The sequence below is a fragment of the Flavobacterium sp. CSZ genome, assembly GCF_015350725.1.
Lineage (GTDB): Bacteria > Bacteroidota > Bacteroidia > Flavobacteriales > Flavobacteriaceae > Flavobacterium.
This window is the reverse complement of record NZ_JADKPQ010000003.1, coordinates 1-23177: the sequence shown is the minus strand read 5'-3', so window position 1 is coordinate 23177 and position 23177 is coordinate 1. Positions and strand designations below refer to the sequence as shown.

Annotated in this window: 24 protein-coding genes; 20 read left to right on the top strand and 4 right to left on the bottom strand. The window is 33.5% G+C overall.

Annotated features, from left to right (window positions below):
- Positions 1 to 111 precede the first annotated feature (111 nt).
- The 7 genes from IRZ78_RS04110 to purU all read left to right on the top strand — a co-directional run bounded on the left by IRZ78_RS04110 (position 112) and on the right by purU (position 7162).
- Positions 112 to 1686 carry a L,D-transpeptidase family protein gene (locus tag IRZ78_RS04110; RefSeq protein ID WP_194615308.1) on the top strand — a complete coding sequence of 525 codons (1575 nt, stop codon included), beginning with the start codon at positions 112 to 114 and terminating at the stop codon, positions 1684 to 1686.
- 354 nt (positions 1687 to 2040) lie between these two features.
- Positions 2041 to 2463, top strand: a complete 423-nt coding sequence (locus tag IRZ78_RS04105) for a cytochrome c oxidase assembly factor Coa1 family protein (RefSeq protein ID WP_194615307.1) — start codon at positions 2041 to 2043, stop codon at positions 2461 to 2463.
- 110 nt (positions 2464 to 2573) lie between these two features.
- Positions 2574 to 3194 (top strand): hypothetical protein, encoded by a 621-nt coding sequence (locus tag IRZ78_RS04100; protein WP_194615306.1) that lies wholly within the window; start codon positions 2574 to 2576, stop codon positions 3192 to 3194.
- Positions 3181 to 3774: a hypothetical protein gene (locus IRZ78_RS04095; protein ID WP_347349812.1), complete on the top strand. Its 594-nt coding sequence runs from the start codon at positions 3181 to 3183 to the stop codon at positions 3772 to 3774. The genes IRZ78_RS04100 and IRZ78_RS04095 overlap by 14 nt, the downstream gene beginning before the upstream one ends.
- A gap of 191 nt (positions 3775 to 3965) precedes the next feature.
- Positions 3966 to 5225, top strand: coding sequence for a hypothetical protein (locus tag IRZ78_RS04090; protein WP_194615305.1), 1260 nt, complete (start codon positions 3966 to 3968; stop codon positions 5223 to 5225).
- A 273-nt stretch (positions 5226 to 5498) separates the two neighbouring features.
- Positions 5499 to 6221: a DUF4197 domain-containing protein gene (locus IRZ78_RS04085; RefSeq protein WP_194615304.1), complete on the top strand. Its 723-nt coding sequence runs from the start codon at positions 5499 to 5501 to the stop codon at positions 6219 to 6221.
- A gap of 86 nt (positions 6222 to 6307) precedes the next feature.
- A complete protein-coding gene (purU, locus tag IRZ78_RS04080) occupies positions 6308 to 7162 on the top strand; it encodes a formyltetrahydrofolate deformylase (protein ID WP_194615303.1) in 855 nt (284 codons plus the stop codon).
- A gap of 351 nt (positions 7163 to 7513) precedes the next feature.
- On the opposite strand, the gene IRZ78_RS04075 is transcribed toward purU, so the two are convergent.
- Positions 7514 to 9007, bottom strand: coding sequence for a catalase (locus IRZ78_RS04075; RefSeq protein ID WP_194615302.1), 1494 nt, complete (start codon positions 9005 to 9007; stop codon positions 7514 to 7516).
- Between the two features lie 890 nt (positions 9008 to 9897).
- Between IRZ78_RS04075 and IRZ78_RS04070 the strand changes: the two genes are divergently transcribed.
- Complete coding sequence (locus IRZ78_RS04070) at positions 9898 to 10908, top strand: aldo/keto reductase (protein ID WP_194615301.1); 1011 nt, start codon at positions 9898 to 9900, stop codon at positions 10906 to 10908.
- 153 nt (positions 10909 to 11061) lie between these two features.
- The gene (locus IRZ78_RS04065) at positions 11062 to 11982 is read left to right on the top strand and encodes a helix-turn-helix transcriptional regulator (protein ID WP_194615300.1); all 921 of its coding nucleotides are present in this window, start codon (positions 11062 to 11064) and stop codon (positions 11980 to 11982) included.
- On the opposite strand, the gene IRZ78_RS04060 is transcribed toward IRZ78_RS04065, so the two are convergent.
- From IRZ78_RS04060 to IRZ78_RS04050, 3 genes are all read right to left on the bottom strand, one after another.
- Positions 11979 to 12779, bottom strand: coding sequence for a helical backbone metal receptor (locus IRZ78_RS04060; RefSeq protein ID WP_194615299.1), 801 nt, complete (start codon positions 12777 to 12779; stop codon positions 11979 to 11981). The two genes, IRZ78_RS04065 and IRZ78_RS04060, sit on opposite strands and share 4 nt — an antisense overlap.
- Before the next feature lie 139 nt (positions 12780 to 12918).
- Positions 12919 to 13746 carry an orotidine-5'-phosphate decarboxylase gene (pyrF, locus tag IRZ78_RS04055; protein ID WP_194615298.1) on the bottom strand — a complete coding sequence of 276 codons (828 nt, stop codon included), beginning with the start codon at positions 13744 to 13746 and terminating at the stop codon, positions 12919 to 12921.
- Positions 13747 to 13861: 115 nt separating this feature from the next.
- Complete coding sequence (locus IRZ78_RS04050; protein ID WP_194615297.1) at positions 13862 to 16045, bottom strand: DUF5723 family protein; 2184 nt, start codon at positions 16043 to 16045, stop codon at positions 13862 to 13864.
- A gap of 162 nt (positions 16046 to 16207) precedes the next feature.
- On the opposite strand from IRZ78_RS04050, the gene IRZ78_RS04045 reads away from it, so the two are divergent.
- From IRZ78_RS04045 to IRZ78_RS03995, 11 genes are all read left to right on the top strand, one after another.
- A complete protein-coding gene (locus tag IRZ78_RS04045; protein ID WP_194615296.1) occupies positions 16208 to 16681 on the top strand; it encodes a DNA starvation/stationary phase protection protein in 474 nt (157 codons plus the stop codon).
- A gap of 106 nt (positions 16682 to 16787) precedes the next feature.
- Complete coding sequence (locus IRZ78_RS04040) at positions 16788 to 16973, top strand: CsbD family protein (RefSeq protein ID WP_055098382.1); 186 nt, start codon at positions 16788 to 16790, stop codon at positions 16971 to 16973.
- A gap of 157 nt (positions 16974 to 17130) precedes the next feature.
- A complete protein-coding gene (locus IRZ78_RS04035; protein WP_173970931.1) occupies positions 17131 to 17682 on the top strand; it encodes an AraC family transcriptional regulator in 552 nt (183 codons plus the stop codon).
- Positions 17683 to 17703: 21 nt separating this feature from the next.
- Positions 17704 to 18153, top strand: a complete 450-nt coding sequence (locus IRZ78_RS04030) for a response regulator (protein WP_055098384.1) — start codon at positions 17704 to 17706, stop codon at positions 18151 to 18153.
- A 9-nt stretch (positions 18154 to 18162) separates the two neighbouring features.
- On the top strand, positions 18163 to 19947 hold the full coding sequence (locus IRZ78_RS04025) for a CHASE3 domain-containing protein (RefSeq protein WP_194615295.1): 1785 nt from the start codon (positions 18163 to 18165) through the stop codon (positions 19945 to 19947).
- Between the two features lie 410 nt (positions 19948 to 20357).
- Entirely contained in the window at positions 20358 to 20879 is a 522-nt protein-coding gene (locus IRZ78_RS04020; RefSeq protein ID WP_228520362.1) for a DUF4142 domain-containing protein, read from the top strand.
- A gap of 39 nt (positions 20880 to 20918) precedes the next feature.
- Complete coding sequence (locus IRZ78_RS04015) at positions 20919 to 21569, top strand: porin family protein (RefSeq protein WP_194615293.1); 651 nt, start codon at positions 20919 to 20921, stop codon at positions 21567 to 21569.
- A gap of 34 nt (positions 21570 to 21603) precedes the next feature.
- A complete protein-coding gene (locus IRZ78_RS04010) occupies positions 21604 to 21756 on the top strand; it encodes a lmo0937 family membrane protein (protein WP_109746162.1) in 153 nt (50 codons plus the stop codon).
- 45 nt (positions 21757 to 21801) lie between these two features.
- Positions 21802 to 22086: a YtxH domain-containing protein gene (locus tag IRZ78_RS04005; protein WP_194615292.1), complete on the top strand. Its 285-nt coding sequence runs from the start codon at positions 21802 to 21804 to the stop codon at positions 22084 to 22086.
- A gap of 35 nt (positions 22087 to 22121) precedes the next feature.
- A complete protein-coding gene (locus IRZ78_RS04000; protein ID WP_194615291.1) occupies positions 22122 to 22505 on the top strand; it encodes a hypothetical protein in 384 nt (127 codons plus the stop codon).
- A 22-nt stretch (positions 22506 to 22527) separates the two neighbouring features.
- A complete protein-coding gene (locus IRZ78_RS03995) occupies positions 22528 to 22899 on the top strand; it encodes a hypothetical protein (RefSeq protein ID WP_194615290.1) in 372 nt (123 codons plus the stop codon).
- Positions 22900 to 23177 lie beyond the last annotated feature (278 nt).

Here is a 23177-nt window from a genome sequence, read left to right as displayed (position 1 = left end):
AATACAACAACTTGTTTTCCAGATACCTAAAGTAATTTAGCATGGTAGAAAAGCCCCAAATTTTTACCCAAAAACTTTTATTCTCAAGTAATAAACGTAAAAATTTAAAAAATGAAAACATTATTCCCATTCACCGTAATTTTAAGTTTAAGTTTCTTTGTATCTTCTTTTAATACAGTAGAAAACGACATTCTATCCTATAAAAAAACTGCATCTAGTGCAACTCTTTACACTAATTCAGGTTCTGATAATGTAGAAGAACTTTCAAATGATTTCTTTAAAAGATATTCTGATTTAAAAAAATATAAATCTGATGTCATGTCATTATATAAAAACAGAACTTTAGGAACTATTTGGTTTGACGAAGATAACATCAATGAATTTGGGTCTGTACTTTACCAAAAAGCAAAAAAAACAAATGATCTGGTTATTCCTTATCAAAAAGAAATTGATGACCTTTTTTCTACATCATCAACAAAAATTGCTAAAACAGATGCTGACATGCTTATAAGCTCTTTGTATATTGCTTATGCTAAAAAAAGCAATTCTGATGCTAAGAAAAAAATATCTTATGATGCGATGCTGAAAGATTTTTTAAACTACAGCACTATCGAAGAAGCAAATGCATCGACCACCACTGCAGATGTAAAAGTAGAATATGATCAATATTACAAATTGCAGGATGTTCTAAAAAAATATAAAAAATTAGAACGAACAAATAATTGGAAACCTATCGTTCCGGAAGAGACACCTTATAAAGATTTACGCCCGGATGCTGTTTCGAACACTATTGCACAAGTTAGAACGAGATTGTATTTATTAGGGGATTTAAAAACGGATTCTAAAAGCAACATTTACGATCGCGAATTGATGGATGCGGTAATGAAATATAAAGTTCGTAATGGTTTTAAACCTAACTATATTCTTGCCGAAGAGCATATTAAAGAAATGAATGTGCCGCTCTCTGATAAAATGGAAACATTAAAACTTAATATGGAAAGATGCCGCGCTATTTCGGCTCAGATTGCCGCGAGCGATGAGTATGTTTTAGTAAACGTTCCTTCGTATGAATTGATTTATGTAAAAAACGGAAAAGTACAACTGACCTCGAGTGTATTTGTTGGTGCGCCATTGACTAAAACAACGATTTTTAACGGCGAAATTGACCGAATCGTTTTTAGCCCTTACTGGACAGTACCGCAAAGTATTGTAAAAAATGAGCTGCAAGGTAAAATAGCTGCAAATAAAAATTATCTTGCCGAAAAAAATATGGAAATAGTAAATGGTCAGGTAAGACAAAAACCAGGGCCGGATAACTCTCTGGGATTGGTAAAATTTATGTTCCCTAATCCGGATGATATCTATATGCACGATACACCATCTAAAACTTTGTTCGATTTTGAAAAAAGAACTTTCAGCCACGGTTGTATCAACGTAAAAATGGCAAAAGAATTAGCGGCTGCCATGCTTAAAGATTATCCTGAATGGACTCCCGCCAAAATTGATAAAGCGATGGAAGGTAAAACAGAAAACAGTTTTAAATTAGCTAAAAAAGTGCCTATTTATATTACGTATTTTACTTCATTGGTAAGTGAAAATGGCGAAATTGGTTTCTATCAGGATGTTTACGAAAAAGATAGTGAACTAACTAATATCTTATCGACACGAGCTGTTTCGGCAAATTAATTTTAGTAAATTTTAAATATACAATCGGGAATTCATTCAACTGAGTTCCCGTTTTTTTTGGCAGGAAAAAAATAAACTTATTTTATCTGGTGAAATAGATCTTCACGATAATAAAATAAAAGGTATCAAAAATTTGCAATTGGCATCGATCATGTCTGATGATTATGTTGATCCGAGTAAAACTTTAATGGAAATTGAAGAAGGTCGTCTGTTTACCAATACTTATGCTGGTGTGAAGTAAATAAATTTCGTCAAAATAATAACCTGCTCTATTTTTCTGTCTAAAATTCATTTGCATTTAAATCTTAATTAATAGTATCTTTCTAACTTTAAACCCGAATCTAAAAATCTATTATGGAAGACGATTACGTTGAAGTTAGAAAAAGCTGGTGGGAAAGAAACTGGAAATGGTTTGTACCAACAGGGTGTGTCAGTATTTTGCTGATTTTTGTAGTTTTTATTGCCAGTATTTTCTTTGGAGTTACCTCGATGATGACCAATTCTGATGCTTACAAAGGCGCTATGACCGAAGTACAAAAGAACAAACTGGTAATCGAAAAACTGGGAACTCCAATTGAAGATGACGGAATGACTTCCGGAAGCATAAACACCACAAACAACGATAGCGGAAATTGTAATTTACAAATCCCGATAAAAGGACCTAAAGGAAAAGCAACCTTATTTGTCGTTGCTGAAAAAAAGGGCACCTGGAAATACAGCGGAATGACTGTTTTTGTGAAAGCAACAAAAGAAGAAATTGATTTACTGAAAAAATAATTGCATATAAATTAAGGCAGATTCTTTAAAAAGATTTCTGCCTTTTTTTATTGAAAAAACAATATTAGATACAGTATCTTTATCAGGAACAAATTTTCTCATTTTCGATTATGACTATTCGCCTATTTACGCTATTATTTCTTTTCACTATTTCTACTTCAGTATTTTCTCAAACCAATGCAACAAGCTCTACATCAGCAAATAAATCCTCTGCAGAAAATGCAAGTCAGGATATTTATATCAAAATATTGTGGCTTGAAAGCAATGGTATTGTTCAGCTCAATACTAATTATATTAAGACACTAACAGATCAACAGCGCGCTGCGTTAGGTTATATCGCAACGGATGTTAGCAGTGAATGTAATTGGGATGGCGTAAAAAAAGCCGACGGAAGTAATTTAAAATGTAGATTTCTTTGGGCACTCCATTTGGGATATCAGTGCTCTGACATGCATTTGTCTTTCTTAAGAAAATGGTTTAAAGAGGATACAAAGGTTTTGGAGAGATTGCAATATTGTAATAAAACAGAATCTTCGGCAAAAATTCAGGATCATTTTATTGAAGTTAAAATGCTAACTACCAATGACACTATTAAAATTCTTTACAGTGCCGTTGGTGAAGATCTGGACAAACAAAAAACATGGAGCTGGCAGGAAGAATCGACTTATTCTTTTACTAAAACCGGAATCAAACAAATAAACCGCAAAAACATCAACGGTGAATACAATTAGTAGCATCAACACAAACCGAAAACTAATACAAGTATTTTTTATCTGTTTTAGTTTCCTGCAATGCATTTCGGTATCCGCACAAGCTGATAATTTTCAAGTCCTAATTAATAAAATACAACAGTTTTCGAAACCCGCCAGAATTTTAAACAAACATATTGACGCAACGGGAAATGGTCCGGTAGAATTTACCAATGCAAAAAAGCAGGTATTGCGTTTTCGTTTAAAGCATCACAAACTACAAATACAGCACGGCGGAATTGCTTATCAGCTTTTCTATTACAAAAATGATTATTTAGAAAAAATTCAAACTTTTGATGTTAATGGAAAACTGGCCGGAGAAGGAGAATCTAAAAATGAATCGGGAGTAGTATTTATTATCGAGAAGCCCAATCTGTATTTAAAAAAAAAGGAACTCATTGACGATGCCGAAGGAAACATTGACCTAAAAGATGATACCAACGAAAAGATTATCAGGGTTCAATTGTACGACGAAAATAACATGCCAATACCGGAATTTCAGCCTACTTATATCTCCAGTAAAATTTATTGGAATTATAATGTTCGAATGTATTGGCCGTAGGGAAAGCTGCTAAGTTACTCAGATGCTTAGGCTCTAAGTTATTAGAATCATAAAACCAATCAACGAACTACAAGCACAGCCCAAATTCTAAACAAAAATATGTATTAAGCAATTGTTTTTTTTCAATTAAAACATCTGTTTTTACTAACTTTTTTGATCGCTATATCACTATATTTGGCAAAAATATACCTATGAGAAAAATTACTTTATTGTTATTGCTAACTGTAATTGGCAGTACTTCTTATGCCCAAAAAGCAGATACGAACAAGAAAAAAGTCAAGATTACAATTCCAAAGTCGGATTTTTTCAAGAATATTAAGACTTATAACATTATAATTCAAGGAGATGATTCGTGGAATGCAACTTATATTGATAAAAACACCCAGACTTATGAGAACAATGTTGTAAAAAACAGCATTGAAGATTACTCTAAAAAAGACGTTGCAAATCCTGACGTTCGAGTTTTAATGGGATACAGAGGAGCTACTTATAAAAAAGCAGATAATGGTACTTACCTTTTAGATGGTGATTTTAAATATTTGATTTTAGGAAAAAATAATGAAATCATTTACGAAAAAGGTGCTAATGCTAAAATGTATTCTGGTACTTACGTAAACGGAAAACCATATCAAAGCCTTGCTAGTGATTTGAATAATATTGGATACAAATATCTTGCAGACAATAATATCCTGGCAACTGAAAAAGAATTTTCTTTCAACTACGGATTGTTTGAAAAGGCCGAAGAGTTTCCTGAACTTATGGAATTTAATACTAAAACCGATGATTTTTTAAACAAAATTGCAAGTAATTCTTTAGATCAATCTTACCTTACTGATCTTGAGAAATTCTATTTGGGTTATGTTGGTAAAGAGTACAAAAAACTAAAACCAAAAGATTACAATAAAGTAATTTACCTTAACCTATCTTTAACACAACTCTTTCTTTTTAATTTTGACAAAGCTTTAGAATACCTTGAAACTGCCAAACAAGGAGCAGGTATGATGAGTATGTGGCCAGACGAAGCTACAGCAAACATTACAAGTTTGATGGCGGTAAACCAAAAGAGTTTTTCTGCTAAAGTTGCAAACCCAACATTCGATTCTGCTTATTATATTTATTTAAACGGAAGTGTATCTCAAAACGGAAAAACACTTACTGGAAAAATGAAAACTGATCGTTTTTCTAATCTTTCCGAAGGTAGCATTATGCAATCAAATAATCCTACGCAAGCAAAAGTATGGGTTTATAAAGATAATGCAGAAGTTGATTTTGTTGTAGTTGATGACAAAACAACTATTACGACAGATAAAGGATTAGAATTGAAATTTATTAAATATAATAATGTTTTTATTTTAGTAGAAAAAACAGTTGATTCATGCTATAAAAAATACGAATCAAGTTCACATGAGATTTACTGTGAGAAAGATGGTAAATTTGATTTAAAAAAATAAAGTCTTTATTAATAGAAATTCAAAAAGAGATTTGGCTAAGGCTGAATCTCTTTTTTTTATGCGTAAAACCTTCACGTATTAAAAAAACTAAAACCTCTAATATGAGCCCCGATGGAAGTGGAAATCCTTTTGTGCTGGGGTTTGGCACAAAAGATTGCAACGTAGAGCGGGACGAATGTTATTTATAAAACAAATTGTTTGTGCTCCTGAAATAAAATTGTGGCTTTGTTTTTGAATAAGTAGTATTTTTGAAACTTATATATAACACTAATAATGAAAAAGATTTTAATTCTATCTCTTCTATTGTCTCTTAGCTCTCAAGCTCAGGTAAAAGAAACTTTAGCTCAAAAACTGGCAAAATTATCCACTCAGCTTTCGGGAGTTGGTGGCGTTGATATTGCGTCTGGATTAAAGGAGGCTTTAAACAAAGGAATTACGCAGCAAGTGAGTAAATTGACCGCTGTGGATGGTTTTTATAAAAATGAAGCCGTAAAAATTTTAATGCCTGAGGAATTACAAAAAGTTGACGCTACCTTGCGTAAAATAGGTTTAGGTTCTCTTGCCGACGAAGGCATAAAAGTAATGAATCGTGCTGCTGAAGATGCGGTAAAAGAAGCGACTCCGATATTTGTTTCGGCTGTAAAAAATATGTCATTTACAGATGCTAAAAATATTTTGTTAGGCAATGAAAGTGCTGCCACTACTTATTTACAAAAGGGTACTAATACCGCTTTGTACGCCAAGTTTAATCCGGTGATTAAAAGTTCTTTTGAAAAAGTGGGTGCTGATGTGGTGTGGAAAAATATCATTAATAAATACAACACAATCCCGTTCGTGAAGAAAGTAAATCCTGATTTAACTGATTATACAACGAATCAGGCTTTGGCAGGTGTTTTTAAAATGATTGCTGTTGAAGAAAAAGATATCCGCACGAATATTAATGCCAGAACTACGCCTTTACTACAAAAAGTATTTGCTATGCAGGATAAAAAATAATTTTCCTTAAGGCTCAAAGGCACAAAGCAGCCTTTGTAACTTTGAACCTTTTAGCCTTTAACTAAACAAAAAAACTAAACCTTGAAATGCAAAAAATAACCATTCTGATTCACTGTAAAGACCAAAAAGGAATCATCGCGGCAGTGACTACTTTTATTGCTAAAGTAGAAGGAAATATTACCTACATCGATCAGCATGTTGATGTAGAGCAAAATGTATTTTTTATGCGATTGGAATGTGAACTGACTAATCATAACATAACAATTGAAAACCTAAAAACTGATTTTGACAGAACGATCGCAACCGACTTTAATATGTCATGGGATTTGTACAATCAGGAACAGAAACCAAAAATGGCTTTGTTTGTCTCGAAATACGATCATTGTCTTTTTGATATTTTAGGACGTTACAGCGCCGGGGAACTGAATGTTGAAATTCCGGTAATTATAAGCAATCATAACGATTTAAGATCGATTGCAGAACGATTTGATATTCCGTTTCATTGTGTGCCTTTTACAAAAGATAATAAGGAAGAAGGCCAAGCGAAACAAATTGAATTATTGCAGCGGTACCAAATCAACTTTATTGTTTTGGCGCGTTATATGCAAATTATCACTCCAAATTTGATTGCGCTTTACGAGAATAGAATCATCAATATTCACCATTCGTTTTTGCCTGCTTTTCCGGGTGCGAAACCGTATCATTCGGCTTTTAAGCGTGGTGTGAAGATCATTGGTGCAACAAGTCATTATGTTACGGCTGAATTAGACGAAGGGCCAATTATCGAGCAGGATATTGCAAGGGTTTCACATATACATTCGGTTGATGATTTTATTATGAAAGGGCGTGACCTGGAGCGTATTGTTCTGGCGCGTGCTATAAAATTGCATGCCGAACGTAAGACAATGGTTTATAGTAATAAGACGGTGGTTTTTTCTTAGTAAATAAGTATCTAAGACACTAAGATTCTAAGTTTTTTTTTAAAACGCAAAGTACGCCAAGAGTTACGCAAAGGTCGCTAAGTTTTTTTATGCTTGGTGTTTGATGAGTTTATTAAAAGTCGCAAAGCTTTGTGTATAATTATTGGCCCGTGGGTTAGACTGATTTAACGGATTTTCACTATTTTTTTTTGAATCTACCTTATTAATAAACTGAACTGAAGTCCAGTTTACATAAAAAAATATTTATTTATATCAAATAACAAAACCCGACAGGGTCTAAAACCTGTCGGGTCTACTGTTTAATATCAAAGATAACCTTTGTCCCTTTGTTACTTTGAACCTTCAAAAAAATTACCTCACTTCAATTAGTAATCTTGGGTTAGAAAAATTATTTACTTCATCCATTGTCAGGCCTAAAGCGTTTGCTACACCTGCTCCGTATGCCGGATCGGCTTTGTAGCAGTTTCTGATGTGGCGCACCTGAATGAATCTTTGTGCTCCTCCTACTTGTGCTGCAGTATTTTTGAATAATAATTGTTTTTTCTCCTCGGTTAATAAACGGAATAATAAACCTGGCTGGGTGAAATAGTCATTATCATCGTCTCTGAAATTATGTGCATACGCATCACCATGAAGTTTTAATGGCGGTTCTTTGAATTCCGGTTGTTCCTGCCATTCTCCAAAACTATTAGGCTCGTAGTGTTTACGGCTTCCGTTATTTCCATCTACGCGCATTGCTCCATCTCTATGGAAAGTATTATAAGGACATCGTGATGAGTTTACCGGAATTTGGTAATTGTTTACTCCTAAACGGTAACGGTGTGCATCTCCGTAAGAGAATAAACGGGCTTGTAACATTTTGTCCGGTGAGAAACTAATTCCAGGTGGTACGTGCGCCGGATTAAAAGCGGCTTGTTCTACCTCAGCAAAATAGTTTTCAGGGTTTTTATTCAATTCGAATTCTCCAACGGGAATTAGAGGAAAATCTCCTTTTAACCAAACCTTAGTCAAATCGAAAGGATGAAAACGATAATTAGCAGCCTGATCCTCTGTCATGATCTGAACAAACATTTTCCATTTTGGGAAGTTTCCTTCTTCAATAGCATCGAATAAATCTCTTTGGTGGCTTTCTCTGTCGTTACCTACTAATAATGCTGCTTCTTCATCAGATAAATTTTCAATTCCTTGTTGTGATACAAAGTGAAATTTCACGTAATGTCTTTCGTTTTGAGCATTTAAGAAACTAAAAGTATGACTTCCGAATCCGTGCATTTGTCGGTAGGATCTGGGAATTCCACGATCACTCATTACAATGGTAACCTGATGTAAAGCTTCGGGTAATAAAGTCCAAAAATCCCAATTGTTATCAGCACTTCTTAAATTGGTTTTTGGATCACGTTTTACTGCGTGATTTAAGTCTGGAAACTTCATTGGGTCACGGAAAAAGAAAACCGGTGTATTATTACCTACCAAATCCCAATTTCCTTCGTTGGTATAAAATTTCATGGCAAAACCACGAATGTCTCTTTCGGCGTCAGCAGCACCTCTTTCACCTGCAACGGTTGAAAAACGTACAAACATTTCTGTTTTTTTACCAATTTGCGAAAACAAATCTGCTCTTGTATATTTTGTAATATCATGAGTTACAGTAAAAGTCCCATAAGCTCCAGAACCTTTGGCATGCATTCTTCTTTCCGGAATTACCTCGCGGTCAAAATGAGCCATTTTTTCTAAAAACCAAAAATCTTGTAATAAAACGGGTCCACGAGGGCCGGCAGTTTGTATGTTTTGATTGTCCGGAACGGGAGTTCCTGTTGCAGTTGTTAATTTTTTGTTTGAATCCATAATGCTGATATTTAATATTTTATCAAATATACGAAGATATCTTTATGACATTCATAAACAAAATTGATTGTTATTATATTTTAATAATCAAAAGTTATTTAGCACTACAGAAAGCTCAGAATCCAGTATTAAAAAATCTTAACGTATGTCCAACAAAGTAATAACAAAACCTTAACAGCTAAACATTCATATATGTTAGATCTTTGTAGTGTAATAAACTGGTTATTTATTATTTTGGTTTTGGTTAGTTAAATGATGCCGGCGTCTTCGAGATGCCGGCATTCTTTTTTTATATCAATTCTTATCTTTTTTGTTTCAGGTTTAAAGCTTCCATTTCCGATATTCTGTAGTTAGCTTCACATAAAAAACTAAAGTTTTATTTCTGCAAAACTATATGCAAAATGAAAACTTGGACATTAACTTATATTCAACAAAGTAATAACAAGACCTTAACAGCATAAGATTGATATAAGTCGGATCTTTGTAATGTAATAAACTGGTTATTTATTATTTTGGTTTTGGTTAGTTAAATAGTGCCGGCGTCTTCGAGATGCCGGCATTCTTTTTTATGTCAAGTTTTTATTTCAGGTTTAAAGTTTCGCAAGGATTTACTTTGAGTATAATTTTACCACAGAGTTTCACCGAGTTTTTATTTTTAATAAGCTGTCGAGTTCACAAAGGCATGGAGTTATTTTTTGCGCATAGCTTTGTGAAACTCTGTGAAATCTTTGTGCTGCTCTGTGGTAAAAAAAACAATCCAAAAACTTGAAACCTAAACCTTCCTCCTTCTCCATTTTGGATACAACTTCACGAGATTTAGATACTTTAAAAAAGTAATACTCACTGATCTTTGTCTTATCATTTTCAAACTAAAATTTAAAAACGAAATTATGAATGCTATCAATAGAATTAAATTAGGAAATCAGGGACTTATTGTTCCTAACATTGGTTTAGGTTGTATGGGAATGACCCAAATCGCAGGAGCCGATATTTATGGCAAAGCAGACGAAAAAGAAGCGATCGCTACCATTCACCGTTCGCTTGAATTGGGAGGAAACTTTTTGGACACTGCAGATTTATACGGACCATTACACAACGAAAGATTAATTGCAAAAGCCATAAAGGAGAATCGTAATGCTTATAGTATTGCTACTAAATTTGGTTATGAAATTGACGATAATGAGCAACTAACCTGGAAATTTAACGGCACAAAAGATTACGTTAAAAAAGCGGTAGAACGTTCTCTAAAAAACTTAGGCACAGATTATATCGATTTGTATTACCTGCACAGACTGGATCCTAATACTCCAATTGAAGAAACGGTTACTGCAATGTCTGAATTGGTCAAAGAAGGAAAAGTGGGTTATATAGGATTATCGGAGGTTTCATCAGATACCATTAGAAGAGCACACAAAATTCACCCTTTAACTGCTGTTCAAACTGAATATTCTTTGTTTGAAAGAAGTGTTGAAGAGTCCGGTATTTTAGATACACTGAACGAATTAGAAATTGGATTTGTAGCTTATTCTCCACTCGGAAGAGGTTTTATTTCAGGTGATATTAAAAGTCCCGATGACTTTCCTAAGAATGATTTCAGAAAAGCTATTCCGCGTTTTCAGGGAGAACAATTTAAGAAAAATATTGAATTGGTCAATGAAATACAGAAATTAGCCAACGAAAAACAAATTACAGCTTCGCAATTAGCGCTATCATGGATTGCTTCAAAAAATATTCTATCAATTCCTGGAACCAAGCGTGTAAAATATGTTGAACAAAATATTGCTGCTGCTCAAATGATTCTAACTACAGATGAAATAGATCGCTTAGAAAAAATTATTCCTCTTGGTACTATTACCGGTGCAAGATACGATGAGGCCAATATGGCTGGCATCGATCAATAAAAACTTTGACTTCGCCTCAGCCTGACAATGATCGTCTGCTGAGCGAAGTTTTAGATTTACCAATAACAATCAAAGCAAATCATTAAAAGAAACTTATCTTTACAGTAGCTTTTACTACCTGCATATTTCTTTAAATATTCTATATATTTCATCATGAAAAAAGAAGCCCACATTCCGTATACAATTCGCTCTATTTCAGAAATGCATTCCTTATTAAAGATTCCAAAACCGGAACATCCCTTAATAAGTTTTGTTGATTTAAGTCAGATAAGCTGCCATTTTGATGACAATCTTAAAAGTGTTGTCTACGAATTTTATACCGTTTGCATTAAAAAAGGCTTTACTGGAAAAATGAGATATGGACAAAATTACTATGATTTTGATGAAGGGGTCATGACTTTTATGTCACCGGGACAAGTTATTTCTACAGAAGTTTCAGTTGACACATCCGTTTATGGAGCGATGTTAGTCATTCATCCTGATTTTATTCAGAATTATGCTTTGGCCAAAAACATTAAAGATTATGGTTACTTTTCTTATGCTGTAAGTGAAGCTTTGCATCTTTCAGAAAAAGAACAAGTGATGATTACCGGAATAATGAAAAATATCGAAAATGAATATTGCTCATCTATTGATGCTTTTAGTCAGGATGTGATGGTTTCACATATCGAATTATTGCTTAATTATTGTAACAGATTCTACAACCGCCAGTTTATCACTAGAAAATCTGCCAACAATACGCTTTTAACCAAATTAGAAATATTGTTATCTGATTATTTTGAAAGTGATAAAGTACAGCAATTCGGATTACCAACTGTGGCTTACATTTCAGAAGAATTGAATGTTTCTGCTAATTATTTAAGTGATATGTTACGTTCTTTAACGGGGCAAAGCACACAACATCATATTCATAATAAGATCATCGAAAAAGCAAAAGAATTACTTACCACTACTTCTTTAAGTGTGAGCGAAATGGCTTATCAATTGGGTTTTGAATATCCGCAATCGTTCAATAAATTGTTTAAAAGTAAAACCAATGTTTCTCCTTTGGAATTTAGAAGTTCATTTAATTAACTTTTTAGTCTTTCATGCAGTATCTTAAAATAAGGAAATGCCTTTAATAATCGGCTGCCATGCCAGGAGAACATTTCGCCGTCTACAAAGATCGTTTTGGCGTGATGTGTAAAGCGTCCAATTTCAAAAGCATCTTCTTCTTTAAAAGGATAGGGTTCTGATGAAAGAAAAACAATATCCGGATCGCCTTCGATACGCATTTTTTTGAGTTCGATTTCAGGGTATCTTCCTTTGTCTTCGTAGATGTTGGTGAAATGATTTAGTTTTAATAATTCATTGATGTAAGTATCTTTTCCTGCCACCATAAAAGGGTTCTTCCAGATAAAATAGGCTGCTTTTTGTACCGGAATATCTGCCATATATTTTTTGAAATCGCTTAAAGCGAAAGTCAGTTTGTCATTCCATTTTTGAGATTCGGTTCTGCAATTAAAGAGCTGGCCGAAATCTGAAATCATCTGAAAGTTATCCTCTATAGTAACAATATTTGTTACCCAAACCGAACAAATAGTGCTTAATTGCTCGACAATTTCGGGCGTGTTTTCTTCTTTATTGCAAATGATAATATCGGGCTGCAATAATTTTATCTTCTCAAAATGAATTTTCTTGGTTCCACCAACAATCTTCTTAGTCGATTTTAAATGATACGGATGTAGACAAAACTTGGTAATGCCGATGATCTTTTCTTCTAAACCCAGATCGCATAATAATTCGGTTTGAGAAGGTACCAAAGAAATAATTCTTTTTGGGGTTTTCTCAAAAGAATGTAAAGTACCGAGCTGATCTGTGAGTTGTTTCATGTTTTTGTTATCTCAGGTTTAAAGTTCTTGGATGGTGTTTTTCTACCACAGAGTTTCGCAAAGCCTTGTTTTATAACTTCGTGGATCTTTGTGAAAAACTTTGTGTAACTCTGTGGTAAATTATGTTCAAAGTAAAACTTTAAACCTGAAACTTTAAACTAATAATGCTTTCCATTTCCTGTTGAACCGCTAAAGCCTCTTCCCTTGCCTTTTCTGCAAAATCAGTTCCTTTTGAGGCGTAGATAATCGCTCTTGCCGAGTTGACTAATAAGCCAATTTTATCATTCATTCCGTATTTGCATACTTCTGATAAACTTCCACCCTGAGCGCCAATTCCCGGAACCAGTAAGAAACTATCCGGAACAATTTTTCTGATATCGGCAAAATACTCTGCTTTTGTAGCGCCAACCACATACATTAGGTTGTGGCTATTTTTCCATGTTTTAGAAGTTTCTAAAACTTGTTTGTATAATTCTTGTCCGTTTGTAGTTAAGGTCTGGAAATCGAAAGCACCTTGGTTTGAAGTTAGGGCTAACATGATCGTATGTTTGTTTTCGAAAGCCAAGAATGGCTCAACGGAATCTTTCCCCATATAAGGCGCAACGGTTACACTATCAAAATTCAAATCTTCAAAAAAAGCTTTTGCATACATGCTCGAAGTATTCCCGATATCACCACGTTTTGCATCGGCAATGGTGAAAATTTCAGGGAAATTATCGTTGATATAATTGATCGTTTTTTGCAAAGACATCCATCCTTTTATCCCGTATGCTTCAAAAAAAGCGGTATTAGGTTTATAACCAACTGTAAGATCGTGAGTAGCATCGATTATAGCTTTATTGAATTCGAAAATAGGATCTTCGGTTTCTAATAAATGAGGTGGAATTTTGGTCAGATCAGGATCTAATCCAACGCATAAAAATGATTTTTTTAAAAGAATTTGTTCGTGTAGTTGTTGTGTTGTCATTCTTGTTTTTTTAGTTCTTCTAATGCATCAAAAGTGATTCTTTTTTAGAAGTATGCAAAAATAAAAAAAGCCATTCAATTACGAATGGCTTTTTGGCTTTATATTCAGTTTAGGCTTATAAATTACCTAAGTATACAATTTCTGTTCTTCTGTTTTGTGCTCTTCCAGAAGCAGTTTTGTTAGACGCAACTGGTTTTGAAGCTCCAAATCCTTGTGAAGTTAGACTATCCGGATTTACTCCTTTTGCAATTAATGCATCCATAACCACTTTTGCTCGCTCCTCAGATAATTTCTGATTTGCTTTTGCATTCCCTACATTGTCTGTATGTCCGTTGATTGCAAATTTAGCGTTTGGATAGTTTTTCAAAATCTCTTTAATAGCATCTAATCTTCCTGAAGTTACTCCTTTTTTAGCATCGCTTAATGTTGCTTTTCCGGTAACGAAAAAGATCGATTTAGCTTCTACTTTTAGTTTCTCTAAAGTTGCTTTAGTCACTTTAGGACAGCCTTTGTTTTCAGCCGGGCCAGGAATTAAAGGACAATCATCAACATTATCCGAAACTCCGTCTTTGTCAGCATCCAGAACCGGACAGCCTTTATTTTCTGCTAAACCTGCAACGGTTGGGCACGCATCGTCTTTGTCCAAAACACCGTCTGCGTCAGTATCCGGCCATGGACATCCTTTATTTTCTACCGGACCAGCAATTGTTGGGCAAGCATCTACATTATCTAATAGTGTATCGCCATCAGTATCTTTCCAAGGGCAGCCTTTATTTTCTGCCGGGCCTTTTACATCCGGACAAGCATCATCTTTATCAAAAACGCCATCTTTATCTGCATCTGGCCAAGGACAACCTTTGTTTTCTGCCGGACCTGCTACTTTTCTGCAAGCATCTTCTTTGTCGATCACTCCGTCTTCGTCTGTGTCTTTGAATTTCTTTTCATAAACCGGAATTTTTATCCCAAGATGAAAATCAGCTGCTTTTGATTCTTTCGAAACTAAATTAGTCAGGATAGACCCCGAACCAATAAAGAATGCTCCCACTCGTAATCCTGAACCTACCTGCATTCCGCTGTATTCCATATATGTCATTGGCACATAAAAACTAAACCATCTGCTTTCGTAACGAGGTGTAAGCGATACACGATCAGCAATTCCGTAACCATTGATTTTATTGGCAGATACCATATTGATATCTCCGTTAAGATTCAAATAGAATTTTCTGTGTATATTCCAGTCTACATCAGCATGAAGCGCTGTTGGCAAATTGGTTTTCATCCCTTTTCTTGAAGATGTTTTGGTATAATGTTCGTTAAGGAAATCGTAGAAATTATCTGCATCATCAATCATTTCCTGTGTGATGGTACCATTTACATTATAAGTATCCTGTCTTGCATTTTTGTAATTGATTGATCCAATATCAGTAACCGATAACCCGAAACGTACTTTGTATTTATTTAAATCTCTAAAATTATTATCTGCCGGTTTTGCTCTGCTCAAATCATACTGATCATAATCCGGTCTCCATTCGTAAACCAATCCAAAATCAAAACCAAATCCGTTTGCATTCGAATCAAATTTATAATCTTCGTTGGCTTCAAAATCCTGGCTTGTTCCCACAGAAATTTCTCCGCTTGAAACAAGAGTTCCCTGCTCAGGATTTACTGTATTTTCATTATAAGCAACATTTACATTGTTCCCTTTTACGTATCCGTTTACGCCACCTTGCAAATATTTGGCGGTTAAACCTCCTTTTAAAAAGTGTTGGTCTTTTTGGTATAAAACTGCCGCATACGAAAGTCCTAGTTCTGCCCAGGTATTCGAAGCGCCATTGGCATTTCCTGCATTAAAATTAAAATCATTTGCCTGATCCAGACCGTCTTTTACCTGATCAACAAGATTTCCGTTTATATTTCTTACGTTGCTCACAGATCTTGCTCTTGTAAATACTGCAATAGTATGTTTTGGCGCAATATTAAACATGAAAGAAGGTCCCATAATATCGAAATTAGCCAGACCGTTATTGGCACCTCTTGGAGTCATTTTAGACTCTTTGTCAAAATCGTATCCTTTTTTATAGGTATCAAAAATGTTTACTCCGTACAAATCATTGGCTACTGATCCGCTAACAGAAAATATATTAATATCTGTTTTAAAACGAGAATCGGCAATAGAAGCCGGGTTGAAAAGTACACTCTGAATACCTGCATAATTATCATGCGTATACCCTAAATAAGATTGGGCTTTGGCCGAAAAAGTAATGGTAATAAGTAATAAACTAAGTAAAGTTTTTTTCATTAAAATTTGGTTTTTTAGATAAATTCGGAGGCAAAACTACACTTTTAGAATTACAAACGTGTTACCGCAACATTGAATTCATGTAACATCTTCAACAAATTATGTAAGAAAAGCCAATTGCTTCTTTTCTATTTTTGATAAAGAACATTAAATCAAACAATTATGATCCCACATATCGGAATAACGCCAAAAAACTTAAAGAAGAGCGCCACTATATTAGCCACTATTTTATCTAATGAAATGACGCTTTATGTAAAAACCAGAAAATTTCATTGGAATATTTCGGGAAACAGTTTTATGGAGTTGCATAAATTGTTTGAAGATCAATACCGAATTTTAGAAGCCAATATAGATGAAGTGGCAGAACGCATTAGCCAGCTTGGAGAAAAAACTATAGGAACCATGAAGGAATTCATCGACAATTCTACCCTAAAAGAATCTCCAAAAGAATATGCTTCGCAAAAACATATGCTTGAGGAATTATTAGAAAACCATGAGCAGCTGGTTACAGAGTTTAGAGGTTATATCCCGGCTTTTGAAGAAGATAACAATGATATAGGATCTGCTGATTTTGTGACCGGATTACTGCAACAACACGAAAAAATGGCGTGGGTTTTAAGACGCTATCAGGTTTAAAAAAGATCAAAATGTGAATTATGAAAAGGTTTTAGAAATACATGTAACAAGGACCTCAACCATAAATCCGAATTTTACAATACTATTAATACTTAAAAAAAATATCATGAATACTACAGAGATAAAAGGAAACTGGAACGAGTTGAAAGGAAAATTGAAACAACAATATGCAGACCTAACAGATGATGATTTATTGTATGATGAAGGAAAAGAAGACGAAATGTACGGAAAACTTCAACAAAAATTAGGCAAAACAAAAGATGAAGTTCGCAAAATCATTGCGGATTTGTAAGATCTTCTAAATCAACCATAAATACCGTCTAGTACAACATATTAGGCGGTATTTTTTTGAGAATTTTATTTAAATTTTTCGCTGTTCTAAACCGCTATCAGGCATTAAACTCTATAACCAAAAATAAATTAATTATCTTTAACCAAATTTCTATAAAATGAAACTATTTATAAAGTTCGATATTAACACCATTTGCTCACTTTTTTTGAAACAAAATCTGGAACAACAAAATGTAAATTTTACAACTCTGGGATTTGGCGAAATTGAAATTGCGGACAATCTTGATGCTGATGCGCTCGAATCTTTAAAAAATAATTTACTACCTTGTGGTTTCGAAGTTGTCGAAAATCAGAAAAGTGTTCTTGTTCAAAAAATAAAGGATGCCATAATTGAGCTTGTTTTCATGGAAGACAGCAATAATTATAAAAGTTCTGTGTTTTTAGCTGAGAAATTAAATCACAGCTACGGTTATTTGTCTAATGTTTTCTCAGAAGTAACATACTCTTCTATTGAAAACTTTATCATTTTACAAAAAATTGAAAGAGCCAAACAATTAATTATTATAAACGAAATGAGTTTGACCGAAATTGCTTTTTTACTGAACTACTCGAGTGTGGCCCATTTGAGTACGCAGTTTAAAAATACAACAGGAATTACGCCATCGGCTTTTCAGAGGATAATTAAGAAACGTAGAGAAAATTTAAAATAAAACCCATAATACCATACTAAAATGCAAAAAAACGCATTATACATTTTATTGGCTGATGATGATGAAGATGATCGTCTTTTTTTTAAGGATGCTTTCGAAGAAATAAAAATTCAGACAAAAGTGGATTTTGTTCATGACGGAATGCAATTGATGGATCATCTAATGGATCCTGAAACCAAGCTGCCTGATATTTTATTTCTGGATTTGAACATGCCTAAAAAAACAGGTAAAGAATGTTTGATCGAAATAAAAAAAACAGAACATCTTAAAAATATTATTATTGCCATTTATTCTACTTCATCATCTGAAGAAGACATAGAAGATACCTTTATTCAGGGAGCTAATATTTACATTAAAAAACCAAGCGATTTTAATACGCTTAAAAAAATCATCAATGAAGTCGTGACAGTAAACTGGCACTATCATACATCAGGTTTAAATCGTGATAATTTCCTGCTTCGACTAAAATAATAGCATACAATGAAATGGATACCAAATTTTAATTCTTCAAACTCATTGAGAGTTATTTTTGTAATCGCGGTTTTCATTCTGTTATTTCTTTCTTCTATTGCTTACAAACACAATCGGGATTTAGACGAATCCAGTAAAGTGGTAATGCATACGTATGAAATAAACATTCAATTAGAGCGATTAATGTCGGCAATTAAGGATGCTGAAACGGGGCAGCGTGGCTATATTATAACACGAAATGCCCGATTTTTAACGCCTTATATTTATTCGCGCGATAAGGTAAATACTTCGTTTATTACCCTAAAAAAGCTTACTGCCGATAATCCGAAGCAGCAAAAAAATCTTGAAAAATTATTTAAACTAATTATTCAGCGTTTTGTTTCTTTCGAAAATTGTTTAAAATACAGCGATCCCAAAACATATGATAAGAGAAAACTCGACAATCATATGTTTGGCGGTCGAATCCTGATGGAAAATATTCGTTTTCAGGTAGACGAAATGAATGATATCGAGAAAAATTATCTGGCAAAAATACTCAAAATTTATGCTGCCGAAATCTCATTAAGTCCCCTATTTTCTATTTCTTTATTTCTGGTAGCGTTAAGTTTTATTTTACTGGCCTACAGACAAATTAGTCGTGACTTTGAACGATTGAAAATTTACAATAAAAAACTTTTGATCTCCAGCGGTCTAATGGCCGAATCTGAAAGTATCGGCAAATTCAGTACCTGGCAATGGGATCTGGATTCTAATAAAATCGATTATTCAGACAATCAGTTTCGTTTACTGGGTTTTGAACCCAATGCATTTGTTCCGGAAAAAGAAACTTTCCTTGAATTTGTGCATCCTGATGACAAAGCTACTGTAGCAAAATCGATGGAAGGCATTGTCGAGAAAAAACAATTGCCTTTTGTATACTATAAAATTACAAGACCGGATTACGAAATACGCTATTTTAAATCTACCGGAAAGTTATTGACGGATCAACAGGGAAGTAAAATTTTACTGGGAATTAATTTTGACATTACCGATGAACATCTCTTAAATATAGAACTTCAGGAGCGTAACAGAGAACTGGAGAAAAGCAACAAAGAGTTAGCTTCTTTCAATCATGTTGCAAGTCATGATTTGCAGGAACCTTTAAGAAAAATTCAAACTTTTGTATCGCGAATTCCAGAATCTGATAAAGCTGTTATGTCTGATAGTGCAAAAGCTTATATTTCGAAAATCGAAGTTTCGGCCAAAAGAATGCGTGTGTTAATCGATGATTTACTTTTATTCTCAAGAACCAATACAACCAAAAAGGAATTCATAAAATTAAGCCTGAACGAACTGCTTGAAAATGCCGAATCGGAATTGGCTGAAATCATCGAGGAGAAACATGCTGTTATCACCGTTTCGAAATTGCCTAAACTGGCAGTTATACCTTATCAGATCGAGCAGCTTTTTATTAACCTTATCGGGAATTCTTTAAAATACAGCAAGCCTGATATTACACCTGAAATTAAGATCGAAAGCGAGAAAGTAAACTCAGCCGATTATCCTGATTTATTAGAACCTAATATTAAAAAATTCCATAAAATCACCTTTACAGATAACGGAATGGGATTTGATCCTCAGTTCAAAGAAACTATTTTTGTTTTATTCCAGCGTTTGCATTCTAAAACAGATTATCCCGGAACCGGAATTGGTCTGGCTATCTGCAAAAAAATAGTAGACAACCACAAAGGTCATATTATAGCAGACAGTACTCCTAATAAAGGATCTGTTTTTACAGTATTTCTACCTGAGTAAAAGTTTACAGTCTTAAAAAAAGTTTACAGCCGCAGTTTTTCAGTGAATATAAAACCGAAAACTAAATCTCATTAATAAGAGTACGTACTGCGGCTCAAAACTGAAACTGAAAACTGAGACTCAATATGTAGGAAAACAAATTACATCTATTACATACCTAAATATAAAAAGAAACCACAAAAAAATGTGGTTTCTTTTTTTTTTGCTCTAAACTTTAGTTAAATAATCACCTGAGAATTAAAGGATAAAATAGCTATATAAACCCATTATGGGAATTATATAAAGATTCGTTTTTATGCTGTAAAGCGAAATGTTTGTTTCGTTAGCATCTTTGTAATGTAATACTTTATGAAGTAATAATGATAGCAGTGCACCAACTAAAAGCGACAATTTTTAGACTAATTTTTTTATTGACAATTATAATTTGCATTACGTCGTGCAAGAAAAATAATCCGATAGAAACATCACTAAAAAATGAAACTTTTACTAAAACGGAGAAAGAAGAAATAGAAGCCTTTTTTTTTATTGCGACTGCCAATGTAACAAAATCAATTATTTCAAAAAGTCAAATTGCACAACAAAAAAGTTCAGATTCTACCTTACAGGAGTGGAGTAGAAAAATAGAAATCAATCAGAATCAATTGTTGCAGGATGTTTCTAAAATGGCCAATAAAAAGCTCATTATTATTACAGAAATCAATGCGACACATAATAAACTCGATTTATACGAACTGATTGATGCAAGTAGTACCGATTTTAATAAAGCGTATCTGGATTCAATGACAGAATCATTAAAAGAGCAAATTGGATTGTTTGAATCTATTTCCAAACAAACAAATGACAAGACGATATTAAAATTAGTGTTACAATATTTACCTGAACAATATCAAATCCTGCGCGAAATGCAGAGGATCAACAAAGAGATTAATTAAATGCCTAAATATCTATTATTAACTAAATTATTTTAAACTATGAAAATGCAATCAAATTTTTTATGCGCCTTAACACTTTTTTTAACAGCTTCATTTGGAATGCTACACGCTCAGGACAATAATGTAAATACCGAGTTTGGTGTAAAGGGAGGATTCAATATGTCGAATTTATACGGTAGCGGAGATGACGTAGACGACAATAATGTATTATACGGATTCAATGCCGGGGTTTATGCCACTTTACCTATTTCAGATTTCATCGCTATTCAGCCAGAGATTTTGTTTACTACAAAAGGGGCAAAATTAGAATATAATAGTGCTCTTGTTTCAGGAGATGCAAAATTTAAATTAAACTATATTGAAGTTCCTTTATTAGTAAGAGTAAATATCACCAAAAATTTTAACGTTCACGCCGGTGGTTACGCTTCATACTTAGTAAGTTCTAAAGTAAAAGGTGACGGAGACATTACTTTTGATGAAAATGTAGACACAGACGATTTAAACAAGTTTGATGCCGGTATCGCTGCAGGTGTTGGTGTAGACTTTGACCCAATAAGTATTGGTGTACGTTACAACTATGGTCTAACAAAAGTAGGTAAAGAAAGAAATGATGGTTTTGGAGGTACTTACACATTTCCAGACGCTAAAAACAGCAACCTAACTGTATACTTATCATATAAGTTAAACTAAAAAAAACTTTTATTAACCCCTTAATATAAAAACCATGTCAAATTTATTATATACAATCGCGGTAATTCTGGTTATTCTTTGGGCTCTTGGGTTCTTTGTTTATAGCCTTGGAAGTATCATCCATATATTACTGGTAATTGCAATTATTGCAATACTATTCAGACTGATCAAAGGTCGAGAAGTTTAAAAATCAACATTATAAAAAATTATTTTAATCACTAAATCAAATATTATGAAAACGAGTAACACAATTTTAGGAATTTTAGGAGCTGCAGCTGCAGGAGCATTTTTAGGAGTATTATTTGCACCGGACAAAGGGTCAAACACTAGAAAAAAAATCAAAGATAAATCAAAAGATTACGGAGATAATTTAAAAACAAAATTTGACGGAGTTGTAAGCACAATTACTGCAAACGGTAAAGATATTATCGAAGAAGGAAAAGCAAAATTCAACCAGGCAAAAGAAGACTTCAACACAATCAAAGATGAAGCAAAAAGTGTAAAAACGAACTACTAAAGAGTGAAATTTTTAAACCATAAATACCCTATATCATGGAATCAAATGCAACAACAAACGAGAACTTAAATCTTTATGAAAAAGCTGAAAACTATACCAAAACTAGCTTAGAATTAATTAAGCTTAAAACGGTATCGGCAGCAGCAGATGTTTTATCAACATTAACATCAAGAATAGCAGTTGGAGCTGTTGTTGCATTTTTTACCTTATTCCTTAATATAGGGATTAGTTTATGGCTTGGTAAAGTACTTGGGGAGTATTATTACGGTTTTTTTATCGTAGCGCTTTTTTACCTTATCGTTGCAATTGTAATGCATACTCTGCAACACAAGATCATTAAAACACCAATTGGAAATATGATTATTTCCAGTATTTTAAAAGAAACTAAAAAGGATGAAACAAAAGCTGATTTAAATTAATTAATAACTAAAAAAGACTGTTATGGAAACTATTTACACTATTGATGGATTAAATCAGACGATCCAGGAATTAGAAATTCGACAGGACGCAGAATGGTGCGCTATAAAAGACGAAATCGATGAAATTAAGCACAATTTAAAACCGCTTAATCTAATCCGAAACACAGTTGAAGAAATCAACGAAACTGTAGGATTTAAAAGTAATCTGGCACAATCAGCAATAAGCATAGGGATTGGTTATCTCGCAAAACGATTTGTAGTGGGTAAAAGCACTTCAGTCTTTAAAGGAATATTTGGATCCTTATTACAGCTTGTCGTAACTAATTTAGTTTCAAAACCACATCATGAATCCCAAAACGAGGAATCATCACAACATGAACCATCAAGAGAGTAATTGTCTAACTCAAATTTATGTATTATGGAAAAGTTAAGCGAAATAGTATTAAAAAATGGTGTATACGTTTACTCGAATCTATATAAATGTTTCGAATTTTCAAGAGTATTTCTAGGTATCTAACTTGCTTTATACGTTTTATAAACAAACGGTTAAAGAGTTAATATCCTTCACTATATATCTAAGGTTCTGAGATGCTAAGTTACTAAGATTTCTTTGAAAGTCTAAAACCAGACTTTGTCCGAACCAAAAAAAGCCCCTGTTTCACATTAGTAAAA

Bases quoted from the DNA above. Each gene is read 5' to 3' on its own strand.
- IRZ78_RS04110 (WP_194615308.1), top strand. From the start codon at position 112: ATGAAAACATTATTCCCATTCACCGTAATTTTAAGTTTAAGTTTCTTT.
- IRZ78_RS04105 (WP_194615307.1), top strand. From the start codon at position 2,041: ATGGAAGACGATTACGTTGAAGTTAGAAAAAGCTGGTGGGAAAGAAAC.
- IRZ78_RS04100 (WP_194615306.1), top strand. From the start codon at position 2,574: ATGACTATTCGCCTATTTACGCTATTATTTCTTTTCACTATTTCTACT.
- IRZ78_RS04090 (WP_194615305.1), top strand. From the start codon at position 3,966: ATGAGAAAAATTACTTTATTGTTATTGCTAACTGTAATTGGCAGTACT.
- IRZ78_RS04085 (WP_194615304.1), top strand. From the start codon at position 5,499: ATGAAAAAGATTTTAATTCTATCTCTTCTATTGTCTCTTAGCTCTCAA.
- purU (WP_194615303.1), top strand. From the start codon at position 6,308: ATGCAAAAAATAACCATTCTGATTCACTGTAAAGACCAAAAAGGAATC.
- IRZ78_RS04075 (WP_194615302.1), bottom strand. From the start codon at position 9,007: ATGGATTCAAACAAAAAATTAACAACTGCAACAGGAACTCCCGTTCCG.
- IRZ78_RS04070 (WP_194615301.1), top strand. From the start codon at position 9,898: ATGAATGCTATCAATAGAATTAAATTAGGAAATCAGGGACTTATTGTT.
- IRZ78_RS04065 (WP_194615300.1), top strand. From the start codon at position 11,062: ATGAAAAAAGAAGCCCACATTCCGTATACAATTCGCTCTATTTCAGAA.
- IRZ78_RS04060 (WP_194615299.1), bottom strand. From the start codon at position 12,779: ATGAAACAACTCACAGATCAGCTCGGTACTTTACATTCTTTTGAGAAA.
- pyrF (WP_194615298.1), bottom strand. From the start codon at position 13,746: ATGACAACACAACAACTACACGAACAAATTCTTTTAAAAAAATCATTT.
- IRZ78_RS04050 (WP_194615297.1), bottom strand. From the start codon at position 16,045: ATGAAAAAAACTTTACTTAGTTTATTACTTATTACCATTACTTTTTCG.
- IRZ78_RS04045 (WP_194615296.1), top strand. From the start codon at position 16,208: ATGATCCCACATATCGGAATAACGCCAAAAAACTTAAAGAAGAGCGCC.
- IRZ78_RS04040 (WP_055098382.1), top strand. From the start codon at position 16,788: ATGAATACTACAGAGATAAAAGGAAACTGGAACGAGTTGAAAGGAAAA.
- IRZ78_RS04035 (WP_173970931.1), top strand. From the start codon at position 17,131: ATGAAACTATTTATAAAGTTCGATATTAACACCATTTGCTCACTTTTT.
- IRZ78_RS04030 (WP_055098384.1), top strand. From the start codon at position 17,704: ATGCAAAAAAACGCATTATACATTTTATTGGCTGATGATGATGAAGAT.
- IRZ78_RS04025 (WP_194615295.1), top strand. From the start codon at position 18,163: ATGAAATGGATACCAAATTTTAATTCTTCAAACTCATTGAGAGTTATT.
- IRZ78_RS04015 (WP_194615293.1), top strand. From the start codon at position 20,919: ATGAAAATGCAATCAAATTTTTTATGCGCCTTAACACTTTTTTTAACA.
- IRZ78_RS04010 (WP_109746162.1), top strand. From the start codon at position 21,604: ATGTCAAATTTATTATATACAATCGCGGTAATTCTGGTTATTCTTTGG.
- IRZ78_RS04005 (WP_194615292.1), top strand. From the start codon at position 21,802: ATGAAAACGAGTAACACAATTTTAGGAATTTTAGGAGCTGCAGCTGCA.
- IRZ78_RS04000 (WP_194615291.1), top strand. From the start codon at position 22,122: ATGGAATCAAATGCAACAACAAACGAGAACTTAAATCTTTATGAAAAA.
- IRZ78_RS03995 (WP_194615290.1), top strand. From the start codon at position 22,528: ATGGAAACTATTTACACTATTGATGGATTAAATCAGACGATCCAGGAA.